The organism is Microbacterium sp. NPDC077184 (genome assembly GCF_040687055.1).
Taxonomy (GTDB): domain Bacteria; phylum Actinomycetota; class Actinomycetes; order Actinomycetales; family Microbacteriaceae; genus Microbacterium.
The window spans coordinates 34,500-51,572 of record NZ_JBFBMM010000006.1; the positions used below are offsets into that span (position 1 = coordinate 34,500).

Annotated in this window: 15 protein-coding genes; 8 read left to right on the top strand and 7 right to left on the bottom strand. The window is 72.0% G+C overall.

The annotated features are described in order from the left end of the window. Positions 1-18: 18 nt before the first annotated feature. Complete coding sequence (locus AB0O93_RS11595; protein WP_363343494.1) at positions 19-861, bottom strand: RDD family protein; 843 nt, start codon at positions 859-861, stop codon at positions 19-21. 16 nt (positions 862-877) lie between these two features. Here AB0O93_RS11595 and AB0O93_RS11600 point away from each other — a divergent pair, with 16 nt between their 5' ends. Genes AB0O93_RS11600 through katG form a run of 3 tightly spaced genes read left to right on the top strand, consistent with a single transcriptional unit; the run spans position 878 to position 4,685 of the window. Then, entirely contained in the window at positions 878-1,873 is a 996-nt protein-coding gene (locus AB0O93_RS11600; protein ID WP_363343496.1) for a stage II sporulation protein M, read from the top strand. A 52-nt stretch (positions 1,874-1,925) separates the two neighbouring features. After that, positions 1,926-2,366, top strand: a complete 441-nt coding sequence (locus AB0O93_RS11605; RefSeq protein WP_363343498.1) for a Fur family transcriptional regulator — start codon at positions 1,926-1,928, stop codon at positions 2,364-2,366. Between the two features lie 39 nt (positions 2,367-2,405). Beyond that, complete coding sequence (katG, locus tag AB0O93_RS11610; protein ID WP_363343500.1) at positions 2,406-4,685, top strand: catalase/peroxidase HPI; 2,280 nt, start codon at positions 2,406-2,408, stop codon at positions 4,683-4,685. A 172-nt stretch (positions 4,686-4,857) separates the two neighbouring features. Here the strand turns inward: katG and AB0O93_RS11615 are convergent, their stop codons facing one another. From AB0O93_RS11615 to AB0O93_RS11640, 6 genes are all read right to left on the bottom strand, one after another. Then, the gene (locus AB0O93_RS11615; RefSeq protein WP_363343502.1) at positions 4,858-5,616 is read right to left on the bottom strand and encodes an aquaporin; all 759 of its coding nucleotides are present in this window, start codon (positions 5,614-5,616) and stop codon (positions 4,858-4,860) included. Between the two features lie 91 nt (positions 5,617-5,707). Then, complete coding sequence (locus AB0O93_RS11620) at positions 5,708-7,009, bottom strand: DUF58 domain-containing protein (protein WP_363343503.1); 1,302 nt, start codon at positions 7,007-7,009, stop codon at positions 5,708-5,710. Between the two features lie 6 nt (positions 7,010-7,015). Beyond that, complete coding sequence (locus AB0O93_RS11625; protein ID WP_363343850.1) at positions 7,016-7,945, bottom strand: MoxR family ATPase; 930 nt, start codon at positions 7,943-7,945, stop codon at positions 7,016-7,018. Positions 7,946-8,034: 89 nt separating this feature from the next. Then, positions 8,035-9,210 carry a DUF4350 domain-containing protein gene (locus tag AB0O93_RS11630; protein ID WP_363343505.1) on the bottom strand — a complete coding sequence of 392 codons (1,176 nt, stop codon included), beginning with the start codon at positions 9,208-9,210 and terminating at the stop codon, positions 8,035-8,037. Beyond that, the gene (locus AB0O93_RS11635) at positions 9,207-9,869 is read right to left on the bottom strand and encodes a DUF4129 domain-containing protein (RefSeq protein WP_363343507.1); all 663 of its coding nucleotides are present in this window, start codon (positions 9,867-9,869) and stop codon (positions 9,207-9,209) included. The genes AB0O93_RS11630 and AB0O93_RS11635 overlap by 4 nt, the downstream gene beginning before the upstream one ends. Then, positions 9,866-11,170, bottom strand: coding sequence for a glycerophosphoryl diester phosphodiesterase membrane domain-containing protein (locus tag AB0O93_RS11640; protein ID WP_363343509.1), 1,305 nt, complete (start codon positions 11,168-11,170; stop codon positions 9,866-9,868). The genes AB0O93_RS11635 and AB0O93_RS11640 overlap by 4 nt, the downstream gene beginning before the upstream one ends. 210 nt (positions 11,171-11,380) lie before the next feature. Here AB0O93_RS11640 and mtrA point away from each other — a divergent pair, with 210 nt between their 5' ends. The 5 genes from mtrA (at position 11,381) to raiA (ending at position 17,036) form a co-directional block, all read left to right on the top strand. Beyond that, positions 11,381-12,061 (top strand): MtrAB system response regulator MtrA, encoded by a 681-nt coding sequence (gene mtrA, locus AB0O93_RS11645; RefSeq protein WP_053547706.1) that lies wholly within the window; start codon positions 11,381-11,383, stop codon positions 12,059-12,061. Between the two features lie 88 nt (positions 12,062-12,149). Further along, positions 12,150-13,790: an MtrAB system histidine kinase MtrB gene (mtrB, locus tag AB0O93_RS11650; protein WP_363343852.1), complete on the top strand. Its 1,641-nt coding sequence runs from the start codon at positions 12,150-12,152 to the stop codon at positions 13,788-13,790. Continuing rightward, positions 13,787-15,472, top strand: a complete 1,686-nt coding sequence (locus AB0O93_RS11655; RefSeq protein WP_363343511.1) for an LpqB family beta-propeller domain-containing protein — start codon at positions 13,787-13,789, stop codon at positions 15,470-15,472. Before mtrB ends, AB0O93_RS11655 begins: the two co-directional genes overlap by 4 nt. A 117-nt stretch (positions 15,473-15,589) precedes the next feature. Beyond that, entirely contained in the window at positions 15,590-16,264 is a 675-nt protein-coding gene (locus AB0O93_RS11660) for a phosphoribosyltransferase family protein (RefSeq protein WP_363343513.1), read from the top strand. A 115-nt stretch (positions 16,265-16,379) separates the two neighbouring features. After that, entirely contained in the window at positions 16,380-17,036 is a 657-nt protein-coding gene (gene raiA, locus AB0O93_RS11665) for a ribosome-associated translation inhibitor RaiA (protein ID WP_053547703.1), read from the top strand. Positions 17,037-17,073: the final 37 nt, after the last annotated feature.

Genomic DNA, 17,073 nt, shown 5'->3' on the forward strand with positions numbered 1-17,073 from the left:
GTTCCGCGGGCCCGCGGTTCAGCGGGCGGGGAAGCCGCGGGGCGGGTCGCCGGCGTGCCGGGCGAGGGTGTCGACGCGCTCGGCGCGGAGCTGCAGGGCCCGCTCCTCGCGCTCGCGACGGACGGCGGTGATACCGCGCAGCACGGTCTCGGCATCCATCGTCGGAAGCGGAGAGACGAACGCGCGGGACTCCTCGACGAGGGATGCGGCGAGCCGTGCCCGCACGGCCGGATCGAGGTTCGGGGCCGACACCGCGAACCGCGCGATGCGGCGCGCGAGCGGGTCGGGAAGGCGCGCGACGTCGGCGATCTCGGCCCACGCGGCCAGCGGCGGCGGGACGGGGAGCGGGGTGTCGACGAGCTTCGGCGTCCGCGTGCGCTCGGAGTAGGTGCCGGCCAGCAGATCGCCGAGGCGCTGGGACCGCGGCGTGAAGGCCCCCACGATCGCCGCGAGGGCGCCGAAGGTGAACCACAGTTCGAGGACGCCGGTGAGCGCCCGGATGAAGGCCTGTCGGAATCCGGATGCCCCGCCGTCGGCGCGGACGATCCGCCCGCCGACCGCGAGTCGGCCGAGGCTCCGCCCGCGCGTGGTCGTCTCGACCACGGTGGGCAGGACGACCAGGACGAGGACCACCATCACGATGGTGAGGATCGGGACGACGGTCTCGTCCACGACGCCGGCGCCGACCATCCAGGACGCCACGAGCGCGAAGAGCAGGAGGAGCACGAGACTCGCCAGCATGTCGATGAGGACGCCGAGGGCCCGCAGGAAGAAGCCGACCGGCTGCACGTCGAGGGCGACGGCCTCCCCGGTGAGCACCTCGTCCTGATGGATCTGGACGAGGATCGGGTCGGCGGCCATGGGTACAGTAAATCAAATGGACCTCGACGCCCTGACCTCCGCACGGCGCGAGGAGTGGGCGCGCCTCGACGCCCTGAGCCGGCAGCGTCACCTCACCGGAGCCGAGATCGATGAGCTCGTCGAGCGGTACCGCGCGGCATCCGCGGATCTCGCCGACCTCAAGACCTCCGCCGGTCGCACCACACAGGGCGACTACCTCTCGACCGTCCTCGCCCGCGCCCGGCTGAAGCTCACCGGGGCGCCGGAGAACGTCATGCGACAGATCCCGCGCTTCTTCGTGCTCCAGCTGCCCGCGGCGCTGTACCGCGTGCGCTGGACCACGCTCGTGATCGCGCTCGCGTTCATCGCCACAGGCGCGGTCGTGGCGTTCTGGGTCTCGGGCGACCCGGCGCTCGTGGCGAGCCTCGGCCCGCAGCTGCAGCTCGAGCAGTACGCCGAAGAGCAGTTCACGGACTACTACAGCGAGAACCCCGCGGCGGTCTTCGCCGGGACGGTGTGGACCAACAACGCCTGGATCGCCGCGCAGTGCGTCCTGTTCGGCATCACCGGCATCTGGCCGCTGATGGTGCTGGTTCAGAACGCCGTGGGCGTCGGAACAGCCGCCGCCATCATGCTCGCCTTCGACCGGGGCGACGTGTTCCTGCTCTTCATCCTCCCGCACGGGCTGCTCGAGCTCACGTCGATCTTCGTCGCGGGGGCGGCGGGCCTGCACATCTTCTGGGCGTGGGTGGCGCCCGGCCGACGCTCGCGCGGAGAGGCCCTCGCCGCGGCCGGACGATCGCTGGCGACCATCGCCATCGGGCTTGTCATCGCGCTCGCCGTTTCGGGTCTCATCGAGGGTTTCGTGACCGCGCAGCCGTGGCCGTGGCCGATCAAGATCGGCATCGGCGCGCTCGCCCTCGCCCTGTTCCTCGTCTACATGCTGGTCGTGGGGCGACGCGCCGTCCGGCTGGGGGAGACGGGCGATCTCGACGAGGCGGACGCCGGCACCCCGACCCTCGTCGCCGGGTGATCCGGCATCCGCTCTTCTTTTGATCTGATCAAAAAAGGGTTAGGATGGCGGGGTGCATGACGACCACTCCGGACCCGACGCGAGCGCCGTTCTGCGCGACGCGGGCCTGAGGGTCACCGAGTCGCGACGAGCGGTGCTCGGCGCGCTCGCGGCACGCCCGCACTCCTCCGTCGACGAGCTCTTCCCGCTCGTCGTCGAACGGATGCCGGGCGCCAGCCGTCAGTCGGTGTACAACGCCCTCGGCGACTTCACCGACGCGGGCATCGCCCGCCGGATCGAGCCGGCCGGGCGCGCGGGGATGTACGAGCTCCGCGTCGGCGACAACCACCACCACCTCGTCTGCTCGCGCTGCGGCGCGGTGGAAGACGTGGACTGCGTCGTCGGCGAAGCGCCGTGCCTGACCCCCTCCCACTCCCGCGGGTTCACCGTGGCCTCCGCGGAGGTCACGTTCTGGGGGGTGTGCCCCGCCTGTGCGGGCGCACCCGTCACCTGAACCGGCATCCGTCACCCCACCCCTCGAGGAAGGAACACCATGTCCCATCACGATGAGGCCACCGCCGGCGTCGGCGGGGAGGTCGAGCCCGAACAGTCCGTCACCGTCACCGACGAGCCCGAGGCCGCAGCCGGCGGCTGCCCGGTCGTCCACACCTCGATGCCCCATCCCACCGCGGGCGAGGCCAACCGCGTGTGGTGGCCGAACAAGCTGAACCTGAAGATCCTCGCGAAGAACCCCGCCGTGGCGAACCCGCTCGGTGAGGACTTCGACTACGCCGAGGCGTTCGCGTCGCTCGACCTCGCCGCGGTGAAGAAGGACATCGAAGAGCTGATGACCACCTCGCAGGACTGGTGGCCCGCCGACTTCGGACACTACGGTCCGCTCATGATCCGCATGGCGTGGCACTCCGCGGGCACCTACCGCGTCACCGACGGCCGCGGTGGCGGCGGTGCCGGTCAGCAGCGCTTCGCGCCGCTGAACAGCTGGCCCGACAACGTCAACCTCGACAAGGCGCGGCGCCTTCTGTGGCCCGTGAAGAAGAAGTACGGCCAGTCGCTATCGTGGGCCGACCTCATGATCCTCGCCGGCAACGTCGCGCTGGAGTCCATGGGCTTCAACACCTTCGGCTTCGCCGGTGGGCGCCCCGACGTCTGGGAGCCCGACGACGACGTGTACTGGGGTGGCGAGACCGAGTGGATGGGAAGCGACCAGCGCTTCACCGGGTCCGACCGCAAGCTCCGCGGTCCGCTCGGCGCGACCCACATGGGTCTCATCTACGTCAACCCCGAGGGCCCGGAGGGCAACCCCGACCCGCTGCTCGCCGCGCACGACATCCGTGAGACGTTCGGCCGCATGGCCATGAACGACGAGGAAACCGTCGCGCTCATCGCCGGCGGGCACACCTTCGGCAAGACCCACGGTGCGGCATCCGACGCGCACCTCGACGTGAACCCCGAGGCCGCCGGTCTCGAGGAGCAGGGCCTGGGCTGGAGCAACTCCTACGGCACCGGCAAGGGCGACGACACGATCACCTCGGGCCTCGAGGTGACGTGGACCTACCACCCGACCCGCTGGGACAACGAGTTCTTCCACATCCTGTTCGCCTACGACTGGGAGCTCACCAAGAGCCCGGCCGGCGCGCACCAGTGGCGTCCGAAGAACGGCGGAGGCGCCGACATGGTTCCCCTCGCCCACGACCCGTCGCAGCGTCGTGAGCCGCGCATGCTGACCACCGACCTGGCGCTTCGCATGGACCCGGCATACGAGAAGATCTCGCGCCGCTTCCTCGAGGACCCGGTGGCGTTCGGCGACGCGTTCGCGCGCGCGTGGTTCAAGCTGACTCACCGCGACATGGGACCCAAGGCCCGTTACCTCGGCCCCGAGGTCCCCGCAGAGGACCTCATCTGGCAGGACCCGATCCCCGCGGTCGACCACGTCCTCATCGACGACGCCGACGCGGCGGCGCTGAAGGCGCAGATCCTGGACTCCGGGCTGACCGTGGCCGAGCTCGTCTCGACCACGTGGGCCGCGGCATCCACCTTCCGAGGCAGCGACAAGCGCGGCGGCGTCAACGGCGCGCGTGTGCGGCTAGCCCCGCAGAAGGACTGGGCCGTCAACAACCCCGCCCAGCTGCAGAAGGTGCTCGGCGTGCTCGAGGGCATCAAGGCCTCGTTCGACGCCGACCGCGCCGACGGCAAGAAGGTGTCGCTGGCCGACCTCATCGTGCTCGCCGGCAACGCGGGGGTCGAGAAGGCGGCGGCGGATGCCGGTGTCGAGGCCCAGGTGGTCTTCCACCCGGGTCGTACCGACGCCTCGATCGAGCAGACCGACGTGGAGTCCTTCGACTGGCTCGAGCCGGTCGCCGACGGGTTCCGCAACTACTACGGCCCGCTCGCCGAGCTGCCGGCGGAGTACCTGCTGGTCGACAGGGCGAACCTCCTCACCCTCAGCGCGCCGGAGATGACGGTCCTCGTCGGCGGGCTCCGCGTGCTGGGCGCCAACTACGACGGATCGCAGCTCGGCGTCTTCACCGAGCGTCCGGGAGTCCTCTCGAACGACTTCTTCGTGAATCTCCTCGACCTCGGCACCACCTGGAAGCCGCTCGACCCGGGAGCCCACGCGTTCCAGGGCACGAAGGACGGCTCGGGCGAGGTCGTCGGCATCGGAACGCGTGCCGACCTGTTGTTCGGCTCGAACTCCGAGCTGCGCGCGCTCGCCGAGGTCTACGCCTCGGACGACGCGAACGAGAAGTTCGTGCGCGAGTTCGTGAAGGCCTGGGGCAAGGTCACCGAGCTCGATCGGTTCGACCTGCGCTGACACCGCGCTGACGTCTGATCGACACGACAGGCCCGCCTCGGAACCTCCGGGGCGGGCCTGTCGTCGTTCGCGGTGTGCGACCCCCGTCAAACCCCGGGGTGATCTTCGGCGTGTCGGGGATTTCCGGCCCCGTTTCGCGCGATTTCTCCCGCGTTCTTCACCGACGGCGGGGCTACTTGACGCGTGCTTCCTTGGGGGCCGGGGGCACCGACCCCTTCGGCTCGAACAGCGCGCGGTGCAGCAGACCCGCGACGAGCGCGCCCACGATCGGGAAGACGAGGAACACCCACAGCTGGAGGAGTGCCTCACCGCCGCCGTACAGGGCGGTCGCGATCGACCGGGCGGGGTTGACCGAGGTGTTGTCGATCGGGATCGAGGCGAGGTGGATCAGGGTCAGGGTGAGACCGATCGCGATGCCGGCGAAGCCCGCCGTGCCCCGCTGCGGGTGCGTGACCCCGAGGATGATCAGCACGAAGATCGCGGTGAACAGGATCTCGGCGATGATCGCCGCTCCCAGTCCGAAGCCGCCGGGGGATGCCCCGCCGAAGCCGTTGCTGGCGAAGCCGCCGTCCTGCGCGGCGGTGAGCCATCCCTCGGGGCCGAACAGGCCGATGAGGACGATGAGCGTGGTCCCGAGCGCCCCGCCGATGACCTGGGCGATGATGTAGGCCGGGGCGTCCTTCCAGGCGAAACGTCCCGCGGCGGCGAGCCCCACGGTGACCGCGGGGTTGAAGTGGCCGCCCGAGATCGGGCCCCAGGCGTAGATGCCCGCGAGGATCGTCAGACCGAAGGCCAGCGAGATCCCGAGCACTCCGACGACCTCTCCGGCGACGAGCGCCGTCCCGATCGCACCGAAAACCAGCAGAAACGTCCCCAGAGCCTCCGCGACGAGCTTGGTCGCCGTGGACGGGGTGGTGGCGGCATCCGACATGGCGGACTCCTTTCCTCGACGTGAGAGTACCGACGCACCCAGGTTTTTCCCAGACTCGCCGCGCGAAATGACCTCGCGTGTCGGCGCTCCGCTACAGGCGGCCTGCGGCCTTGAGGGCGAGGTAGCGGTCGGCGATCCGCGGGGGGAGGTCGTCCGGTGAGCCGGCGATCGCATCGGCCCCGGCACGGACGACCGCCGCAGCCACCGCGGCCGCATCCCGCTCGGCGCGCGCCGCGGCCGCCTGCGCATAGAGGTCATCGACGTCGGGACGGTCGGGAACGGATGCCGCATCCTCGGTGACCGAGCCCACGAGCACGACCGCATCGCGGGTCAGCGCGGGCAGCGTCGCGAGGAATCCGCGCGCGGCGCCCACGGCGTCCTGCGCCGTCAGGAGCACCACGAGCGACGGGCGGGAGGTCAGCGCGCGGACCTGTGCGATCGCGGTGTCCCAATCGGTGTCGATCAGCTGCGGTTCCACCGGTGCCATCGCGTCCACGAGAGCGGGGAGCAGTGCCGGTCCGTCCTCGCGGCTCACCCGGGCGCGGACGGCGCGATCGAACATGACCAGGTGAACGTGATCGCCCGCGCGGGTCGCGAGCGCCGAGAGGAGCAGCGCCGCTTCCATCGCGGCATCCATGCGCACGCCGTCGCCGACGCGCGCGGCGGAGGTGCGTCCGGTGTCGATGACGATGACGATGTGCCGGTCGCGTTCGGGCCGCCAGGTGCGGAGCATCGTCGTGCCCGTGCGCGCGGTGGCGCGCCAGTCGATGGAGCGGACGTCGTCTCCGCGGACGTACTCGCGCAGGCTGTCGAACTCGGTGCCCTGTCCGCGCACCTGCACGCTGGTGTTGCCGTCGAGTTCGCGCAGACGCGCGAGGCGCGAGGGCAGGTGACGACGGGCGTGGAAGGGCGGGAGCACGCGGATGGCGCCGAGGGCGTCGAGGCGGCGCTGGCGTCCCGCGATCCGCAGCGGCCCCTCCGCGCGGACGACGACGAAACGCGAGGTGAGTTCGCCGCGCCGGCGGGGGAGCAGCGGGATGTGCAGCGTGCGCGCCTCACCCGCGGGGATGTCGATGCGCGGCCGGTCGGCCGGCGCGCCCGCGGTGGGCTGCCAGGCGTCGCGCACGCGCCCGCGGATGCGCCGTGATCCCGCGTTGCGGAGGGTCAGGTCGGTGGTCACCGGCGTGCCGAGGCGCGCCCTGCTCGGCAGGGAGCGCTCCACGCGCAGGTCGCCGGGATCGGGGGCGGCGAAGGCGTCGACGAGCGTCACGGCGATGCACAGGAGCAGCCACGCCCCGGCGGCGATCCAGGCGTCGATGCCCGCGAGCGACAGCAGCACCACCGGCACGGCGCCGGCGGCGACGAGCAGGGGGAGGCGGGCGGTGACGAACACGGCGGGTCAGACGGGCACGCGGGTCTGCTGCAGCACCGACGTGAGGACGGCGTCGACCGAGACGCCCTCGAGCTCGGCATCCGCCCGGAGACGGATGCGGTGACGCCACGTCGGCACGAGCATGGTCTGCACGTGATCGGGGGTGATCGCGGGGTAGCCACCGAGCCACGCCCATGCCTTCGCCGCGGCGAGGAGGGCCGTGGTCGCGCGGGGGCTCACACCCACCTGCACCGAGGGGCTCCGGCGGGTGGCCTGGGCGAGATCGACGACGTAGCCGAGGAGGTCGTCGGAGACGTCCACCCGCGCCGCGGCACGCTGCGCCGCGTGGACCTCGTCGATGCTCGCGGCGCGCACGAGGCCCGCGGCGGCGAGGTCGCGCGGATCGAACCCGCTCGCGTGGCGGCGGAGCACCGTCATCTCGGCCTCGCGGGACGGCGCCTCCACGATGAGCTTCAGGAGGAACCGGTCCAGCTGCGCCTCGGGGAGTGTGTAGGTGCCCTCGTGCTCGATCGGGTTCTGCGTGGCGGCGACGACGAACGGGTCGGGCAGACGCCGCGAGACGCCGTCGGTCGACACCTGGCGCTCCTCCATCGCCTCCAGGAGGGCGGACTGGGTCTTCGGCGGGGTGCGGTTGATCTCGTCCGCGAGCACGATGTTGGTGAACACCGGTCCGTCGCGGAACTCGAACTCGCCGGTCCGCGCGTCGTAGACGAGCGAACCCGACACGTCGCCGGGCATCAGGTCCGGGGTGAACTGGATGCGCTTGGTGTCCAGGCCCAGGGCGGTGCTGAACGCGCGCACGAGAAGCGTCTTGGCGACTCCCGGCACACCCTCCAGCAGCACGTGACCGCGAGCCAGCAGCGCGATCAGGAGCCCGGTGACGGTGCCGTCCTGTCCGACGACGGCCTTGCCGACCTCGGTGCGCACGCGGTTCATGGCCTCGCGCAGAGCCGCGTCGTCGAAGGAGGAGCCGCCGACGGATGCCGCGGCGTCGGCCTCGGCGGCGGGGGTGAGCGGGGAATCGGTCACGGGGTGTTCCTTTCCGGTCGGACGGCCGCGTGCACGGCGTCCTCGAGGTCTCGCAGGGACGCGGCGACGGCGACGAAGCGCTCGTCGGTGCCGGGGAGGTCATCGATCAGGATGCCGCGGGCGACGCCGCGGTCGGTGCCGGTGCGCAGCGCCGCGGCGTCGGCGATCTCCGCAGCGGAAGCCGCGGGGCCGAGGCCGAGCGCGCGGGCCAGGCGTCGAAGGGCCGCGATCCGCAGCTCGTCGAGCGCGTGCGTGCGGTCGCGGGTCTGGGCGTACAGGCGCGCGCGACCCTGGGTCGTCTCGGCGGCGCGGACGGTCACGGGAAGCCGCTCGGCGACGAGCGGGCCGAAGCGGCGCCCCTGCCAGATCGCCGCGGCGACGCCCGCCGCGAGGAGCAGCACGATGACGGGGCTCACCCACGGGGGAGTGAGCTCTCCGAGCGACAGGTCGCCGGGCGCCAGGTCGGAGTCGGCGACGCTCGGGACGTACCAGACCGCCACGGGGTTCTGCCCGAGAAGGGCCAGCGACAGGGCGGCATTGCCCTCGGCGGCGAGGTTCTCGTTCGTCATGATCGACCGGCCGTCCACGGCGCTGCGCGAGGCATCGCCGTCCTCGGTGACGAGCAGGGCGTGGGCGTCGTCGACCGGATAGCAGGCGGTGGCGGCATCGCCCGCGAGATACAGGACTCCGGGCGTGATCGCGCCGGCGCGCTCCGCGGCGGGCAGCGTGCAGGCGGGGGCGACCGCGTCGCCGTCGGCGACTCCGCCGGGTGCGGCATCCGCGAGGAACATCGACAGGGTGCGCGAACGCGGCTCGATCAGCACGACGTCCGCGGCCTCGTCGGCGAGGGCCGCCAACGCCTCATCCGACAGTGCGGGGGCATCGGGCAGGACGAGGGTCGCCGCACCGGCCTCGAGCAGCTCGGCGGCATCATCGCGAGACCGGGCGACGCGCACCTCGACGCCCTGCTCTCGCAGGATCTCCACGACCGCGCGGGTGCCTTGAGGGCCCGCCGACTCAGGGTCCAGGACCCCCCGCTGGCTCCATTCGGACAGGCTCGAGATCGCGGCGCCGGCCGCCCCGACCAGGAGCAGGACGAGCGCGATCACGATCCACGTGCCGATGCGCCGTCCGCGCGTGGTCGTCCGCTCGGAGACGGATGCTGCGCTCATGCCGGAACCGCCGCGGCGATGCGGGGCGTGGCACGGCGGATCTCGTCGTCGACCTCGCTCACGCGGCGGTATGCCTCGGCTGACCCGGGCTTTCGGAGGTAGCGCACATCGTCGAAGTCGTCGGCGACCCGGTCCAGCCCTTCTCGCGACGCGGGGAAGGATGCCGCTGCCGCGCGCGCGAAGGCGTGCACCGTGGCGCCGGGAGGGAGGTCGACGACTCCCCGCTCGAGGCATCCGCGCGCGAGGGCGCGGAAGCGCAGGACCACCGCGGCGTCGAAGTCGCCGGCGCGGGCGCGCTCGTCCGCCGCCCGTCGGAGGTCGTCGGCGGATCGGTCCTCCCGCTCTCCGAAGAGGATCGTCGACGCCGCGGGTGCCCGGGGGCGCCGACGCGGCATCCCCCACACGGCGAAGGCGGCGCCGATGAGGAGGACGGCCACGATCGCCGCGACGAGCGCGACGGTCGGGCCGAGGCCACCGTCGAGCGGCGTGGAGAAGAGGTCGGTGAAGAAGTCCACGACCGCGCGCGCCGCGCGATCGAGCGGTGTCGGTTCGGCGATCCGGTAGGCGGGGTCGGCGAGCTCGCGCTCGGCCCACTCCCGTGCCTCGTCCCCGTCGGGGAGGAGCGGCGGCACGGCCGTGACGGTCAGCGGCGGCCTCACTCGCGCGGGGCCTCGGATCCGGAGGCGCCCGGAGCCGCCCACTGGGTCGGTGCCGGCGCGGCCGGAGACTGCGGCGCGGTGTCCGGTGTCGACGCGGCCGGTGCCTCCGGCGCCGGGGGAGCGGGTGCCCCTGCCGGTGCGTACCCGGCCGGGGGAGCGTACGTCGCGCCCGGCGCCGTGTATCCCGCGCCGGGATATCCGGCCGCGGGCGGGTACGGCGCCGCACCGGGGACGGGCGCCGGCGCCGCCGCACGCGGGGCGATCTCGCGACCGATGTGTGCTCGGTAGGGGTCGCCGAGGCCGGTGGCCCCGGCATCGCGCTGCTCGACGTACGCCATGAGGTCGAGGTCGAGGCCCTCGCGCCGCATCCGCGCGTCGATGTAGATGAGCGCGGTCGCGGTGGAGGTCACCACGACCGCGACCGCCTGGATGAGGAGGGTGAGCACCTGCGCGAGGAGGAGGGTCACGATCGTGCCGATGATCACCGCCGGGGCGGGGTCGCCGGTGGGGGAGATGATCGTCGTCAGGCCGCTGGAGAGGAAGGTGAAGGGGATCGAGATGACCTGCCCGACCGCTCCGAAGACCAGCGAGATGAGGAAGATGACGCCCAGGGCGGGCCAAAAGCGCCCCTTCGTCAGGCGCCAGGACCGGCCGATGGCCCGACCGATCGTGGCCTGCTCCATGAGGATGACAGCCGGCACGAGGAGGAGCTTGATCGTCAGCCACCAGGCGAGCGGGATCATCCCGAGCACGATCAGGATGCCGAGGATGACCGCGACGGGGACGGCGACGAGCGCGAGCGAGACGATCACCAGGGCGACGAGCGCCAGCGCGCCGACGATCACGACGAGGATGAGGGCGGTGTAGCCGATGAGCCGCCAGGCGACGGGCTTCACCCGCTGCCACAGCTGTCCCAGGCGCAGCTTCTCGGCGACGGCTGCGTGGGTGACCTCGGTCACCACGATCGCCTGCACCAGGACCCCGAGGGCTCCGGCGGCCAGGCCCAGCACGAGGGACGCGATGGCGGTGATCGCGATGGAGCCGACGAGGATCGTCTCGAACTCGTCGCTTCCCGGGCGGAGCGTGTCCAGGCGGGCGAAGGTCGCGAACGCCACGCCGCCGATGGCGACGAGCACGACGAGATAGGCCACCGTCTGCACCACCAGGGCGAACCCGAGCAGCACGCGCGGGTTCTGCCGCAGCGCCGTGAACGAGCGGCCGAGGATCGTGCCGAAGGAGAGCGGATGCAGGGGGATGATCCCCGGGCGAGAAGCCGGCGTCCAGGCCGGGTACGCGGTCACGGTGCCCCCTTGTGCATGGTTTCCCTGTGCTCGGATTCCGTCCTGTCTCGGGGACCGGACGGTGGTCCTATCGTGTCACACGCGCCGCGGCCGATCAGCGACACCGGCCCGGTGTGCGGCGGGTATCCAGACGGGTCGACTACTCTGTGACAAGCGCACGGGGACCGCTTGATCGGCGACCCCGCCGAACGTGGAGGACGAACCCGCGAGATGACCTCACGCATCCTGGTGGTCGATGACGACACCGCTCTCGCCGAGATGATCGGCATCGTCCTGCGCACGGAGGGTTTCGACACGGCGTTCTGCGCGGACGGCGGGCAGGCGGTCGAGGCGTGGCGCACCGAGCGGCCGGACCTCATCCTCCTCGACCTCATGCTTCCCGGCATGGACGGGATCGAGATCTGCACGCGCGTGCGCGCGGAGTCCGGCATCCCGATCATCATGCTCACCGCGCGCACCGACACCGCCGACGTGGTGAAGGGCCTGGAGTCGGGCGCGGACGACTACATCGTCAAGCCGTTCAACCCGAAGGAGCTGGTCGCCCGTATCCGCACGCGTCTGCGCCCGGCCGGGCAGCCCGCGAGCGACACGCTGCGCATCGGCGACCTGACCGTCGACGTCGCCGCCCACGAGGTCCGGCGCGGTGACGAGGTCATCCCGCTCACGCCTCTGGAGTTCGAGCTCCTCGTGGCCCTCGCCTCCAAGCCGCAGCAGGTCTTCTCGCGGGAGATGCTCCTCGAGCAGGTCTGGGGCTATCACTACAAGGCCGACACGCGACTGGTGAACGTGCACGTCCAGCGCCTGCGCGCCAAGGTCGAGCTCGACCCCGACAACCCGCGGATCGTCACGACGGTGCGCGGTGTGGGCTATCGAGCGGGCACGGTCGTGTGAGGTGACGCTGTCGTCCACCCCGGGCGCGGCTCCCGCGGGGACCGTCACCACCGGGGTGATCACCACCGCAACGTCCCTCCCTCGCCGCGTGCGATGGCGCGTGTGGTGGCGGAACCTCCGAACCCTCTGGCGGCGGAGTCTGCGCTTCCGCACGATCCTGGTGACGCTCGGTCTCACCGCGCTCGCGGTGACGGTGGCCTGCGTCTGGATGGCCCTGGCGATCCAGAACGAGCTCTTCGAATCCCGCAAGGACCAGGTGCTGCGCGACGCCCAGCGCGCAACCGTCGCCGCGCAGCGGACGATCGACGCGTCGGTGCAGGGCGACGGCGTCCAGCTGCAGAACGTCTGGACGGTCGTGCGCAACACCCTGGCACAGCAGTCGGCGAGCACGGTCAGCGCGGCGTTCCGCATCGGGCCGCCCACCGCCGACGCCCCGCAGGACTTCACCTCCCTCCTCGGCATCGAGGACATCGTCACCGACGGCCTGCGCGATCGGGTGCAGCTGGATCCGGATCAGCAGTGGTGGCAGTCGGTGGCGCTCCCGGCCGGTGACGGCACGACGGTGCCCGGCATCCTCGTCGGTCAGCAACTGTCCGTCCCCGAGATCGGTCCGTACGAGCTGTACCTCGGCTACGACCTCGCCGGCGCGCCCCAGACCCTGGGCTTCGTCCAGAGCACCCTGTGGATCGTCGGCATCGGGCTCGTGCTCCTCATCAGCGGCATCGCGTGGTTCGTCCTGCGCTCGGTGACCACGCCGATCGGTGAGGCCGCCGACACGAGTGCGAAGCTCGCGGCGGGCGAGCTCGGTGTGCGGCTTCCGGTGCGCGGCGAGGACGAGCTGGCGACGCTCGGGCGCTCCTTCAACGCGATGGCCGACAGCATCGAATCGCAGATCAAAGAGCTCGCCGACCTCTCCCTCGTGCAGCAGCGCTTCGTGTCGGACGTCTCGCACGAACTGCGGACGCCGCTGACGACGATCCGCCTGGCCGCGGACATGATCAACGACCGACGCGAGGAGTTCGATCCGACCACCGCGCGCGCCGCCGAGCTCCTGAACGCCCAGGTGCAGCGCTTCGAGACCCTCCTGACCGACCTCCTGGAGATCTCGCGCTACGACGCGGGTTCCGTACAGCTGGAACTCGAGCCGACGAGTCTCGCCCATCTCGCGGAGGATGTCATCGCCTCGATGCAGCAGCTCGCCGACCAGAACGGCACCGATGTCCGCCTGGTCGCTCCCGGAGGATATTCCCCGGTCGACATGGATCCGCGCCGGGTGCGCCGGGTGGTCCGCAACCTCCTCGGCAACGCCATCGAACACGGGGAGGGCCGTCCCATCGTGGTCACCGTCGACAGCGACCAGCAGGCGGTGGCGCTCGGGGTGCGCGACTACGGTCTCGGCATGAGTGCGGCGGATGCCGAGCGGGTCTTCGACCGGTTCTGGCGCGCCGATCCGTCCCGGAAGCGCACCATCGGCGGTACGGGTCTGGGGCTGTCGATCTCCCTCGGCGACGCGCGCCTGCACGGCGGAGACCTGGCGGTGTGGACCGAGGTCGGCCGCGGCTCCCACTTCGTCCTCACCCTTCCGCGGCGCGGAGGAGTGCTCACCGGGCCTTCTCCGATCGCGCTCGATCCCGGCGACGACTCCGCGGCGCCGCTCGACGCCCTCGGCGGCACGCAGCCGATCGACGTGCTCCTGCCCGACGGTACCCAGAGGGAGGGAGCGCGATGAGCGCGGGACGTCGCCTCGTCGCGTGGCTCGGCGCTGCGCTCCTCGCCGCCGTGCTGACCGCGTGCGCCGGACTCCCCACGAGCGGCCCGGTGAATCCGGGACGCGCGCCGGGTGAGGCGGAGGGCTCCCAGGAGGTCTTCTTCCGTCCCGTCGGCCCCCTCCCCGGCGCGACGCCGCAACAGATCGTCGAGGGCTTCATCCGCGCCGGTTCCGCCCCGGGCGCGGGCGCCCGGTGGGAACGCGCGCGGGAGTTCCTCGCGCCGGGCTTCCGCTCGGCGTGGCGCCCGGCGGCGGGTGTGATCATCGATATCGAGAGCGACCGCGTACCGGTCGAGACGGCTGAAGGGCTCGTCTCGGTGTCGTTGACTGCGGTGGGCACGACCGACGCACGCGGTTCATACCAGCAGGCCGACGAGGCGGCGACCACACTCTCCTACGAGCTCGCCCAACAGGATGACGGCGAGTGGCGGATCACCGCGGCGCCCGACCTCGTGGTCCTCGACCGTGCGCTGTTCCCGAGCGTGTTCCACGAGTACGCGGTGATGTACTTCTCGCCCGGGTGGGAGTACCTCGTCCCCGACGTGCGGTGGTTCCCCACCACGACCGCCGCGACGAGCATCGTCGACGCGCTGGTCAACCGCAGCAAGAGCGACTGGCTCGACGGGGCCGTGTTCTCCGCCTTCCCCGAGGGTGTCGAGGCCCGGCCGACGGTGCCCGTGTCCGCGGGCGTGGCCGAGGTGGAGCTCACCGAGAGCGTCCTCGCGTCCGACACGCAGGCTCTCGATCGGATGCAGGCGCAGCTTGAGGCGAGTCTCGCGACGGCGAACGTCACCGCCGTGCAGATGAGCGTCGACGGCACCCCGCTCGAGGCGACCGCCGCGCCCGTCCGCTCCACCCGCATCCCGGGCGCCCCGCTCGTGCTGACCGAGCTCGGCTTCGGCTATCTCGCCGGCGACGAGCTCGAACCCGTCGCGGGGCTGAGCGACGGCATGACGACCGTGGATCCGATCGCGATCCAGACCTCCGCCGACCGTGATCTCGCCGCGCTTCTGCTGCGGACCGGCGAAGTCGCGCGCGTCCGCGACGATCGGACCAGCGTGGTCCTGGACGAGCGCACGGGCCTCCTGGACCCCACGATCGGTCCCGGCGGCGGGGTATGGAGCGTCCCGCGCGAGGACCCGTCGGCGCTGCGCGTCTTCCCTCTCGCGGGGGAGCCGATCGACGTCGAGGGCGCGTTCCCCGACGCGACCGGCATCGAGGCCTTCTCTCTCTCCCGCGACGGCACGCGGCTCGCCGCCGTAGTGACCGCAGGCGGCCGGTCCGTGCTGTGGGTCGCGGGGGTCGGGCGCGGTGCCGACGAAGGGACCATCGTCCTGGATGAGCCCCTGCTCCTGTCGGTTCTCGGCGGGTCGGGCGTCGACGTCGCCTGGCTCGATGACCAGACCGTCGGCGTCCTCGTGCGACAGGACGACACGAACGTCGTCCTCGAGCAGGTCGTCGGAGGTCCGGGGACGACCGTGGTGGCGCCGCGGGACGCAGCCTCCCTCGCCGGCGGAACGTCCCTGTCGAACGTGCGCCTGCGCGGCGAGGACGGCGCCCTGTACGTCCGGCGCGGGTCCACGTGGCAGCAGGCGGCCGCCGGCATCCGTGTCCTCGCGACGCAGCAGGGCGCACCGCAGTAACCCTTCACGGGAGCCGCCCTCCTCCCCAGGCGCGGCCCTGGCGTGCCGAAGACGTGTTCCTCCACGGATGCCGCATCCGCACCGTGTGGGCATGGCACCGGACGCGAGGCTCGGCGGATGGATGCCGATCGATGGTCCGCGGCTGTGCGCGGCGCGCTCGCCGACGCCCTCACCCTGCTGCTCCCGGTCGAGTGCGCCGGCTGCGGCGCCGAGGACATCGCCCTCTGCACGGCGTGCGGGGACGCCCTCGCGCCCGCCGTCGTGCACGGGCGCGTGCCCGGCACCGACCTCGCGCTGGCGAGCGCGCTGCGGTTCGAGGGCGTCCCCGCACGGGTGCTGCGCGCGGTGAAGGAGGAGGGGAGGACGTCGTTGGCCCGTGCGCTCGGACCCGCACTCCGTGCCGCCGTCGACTCGGTCGCGCACGACGGGACGGTCATCGCGCCGATGCCGACCTCGCGAGCGGCGTTCCGGCGCCGCGGCTACCGGGTTCCGGAGCTTCTCGCGCTCCGCGCCGGCCTCCCGACCCTGCGCTGCCTGCGGCTCGCGCGGGCGACCGCCGATCAGCGCGGGCTCGACGCCGAGGCGCGACGCCGGAACGTCCGGGGAAGTCTCGTGGCGGCGGGTGTGCGAGGGCTGCCGGTGATCGTCCTCGACGACGTGGTGACCACCGGCGCGTCGCTCGAGGACGCGGTGCGGGCCCTGCGCGCGGAGGGCGCCCATGTCGTGGCAGCGGTCGCGCTCGCGGCCACGCCTCGGCGTCACGGAACCTCCGCTCGGGACGGGACGGGCTGATTCGGCGCATCGGAAACTGCCAGGTGACTTCGGCCTCGCGCGGCACTAGCGTGGAGTGCACAAGGCGACTGAAGGTCCGCCCTTGACCGGGAGGACCGGAACAAGGAGGTCAGGGATGGAAACCAGCATCGTCGGCGTGGGTGTGAGCATCACCGAGCGATTCCGCTCGGTCGTCGAAGACAAGGTCACCCGGATCGAGCACCTCGCTCCCCGCGCGCAGCGCGTGGACGTGAAGGTCACTCACCGCGCGTACCACAACGGTCGGGTCGAGGACGACACCGTCGAACTCACCGTGACCGGCAAGGGGCCCATCGTGCGGGCGGAGGCCACGGACGGCGACAAGTTCACCGCCCTCGATCTCGCCGTGGACAAGCTGTGCGAGCAGCTGCGCCGCGCGAAGGACAAGCGCATCGACGCGCGGAACCACCCGCGCGGGGCGAAGTTCGAGAAGGAGAGCGGCGAGCTGCACGGCATCGACGTGCAGCCGGCATCCGTGGAGATGCTCCGCGCCGTGGCCACCGGGGAGGTCCCGGTCGTCGCTGCGGAGGAGGAAGCGGACTACACCCCGGTCGTCATCCGCACGAAGAGCTTCGACGCGGAGTGGATGACCGTGGAGGATGCCGTCGACCGCATGGAGCTGGTCGGACACGACTTCTTCCTGTTCATCGATGCCCGGAGCGACCAGCCGAGTGTGGTGTACCGCCGCAAGGGCTGGGACTACGGCGTCATCGCGCTGACGACGCAGACGGCCCCGGAGGTCGTGGCGTCCTGACAACCCGCGTGTGCCCCGGCCGTGTGCCGGGGCACAC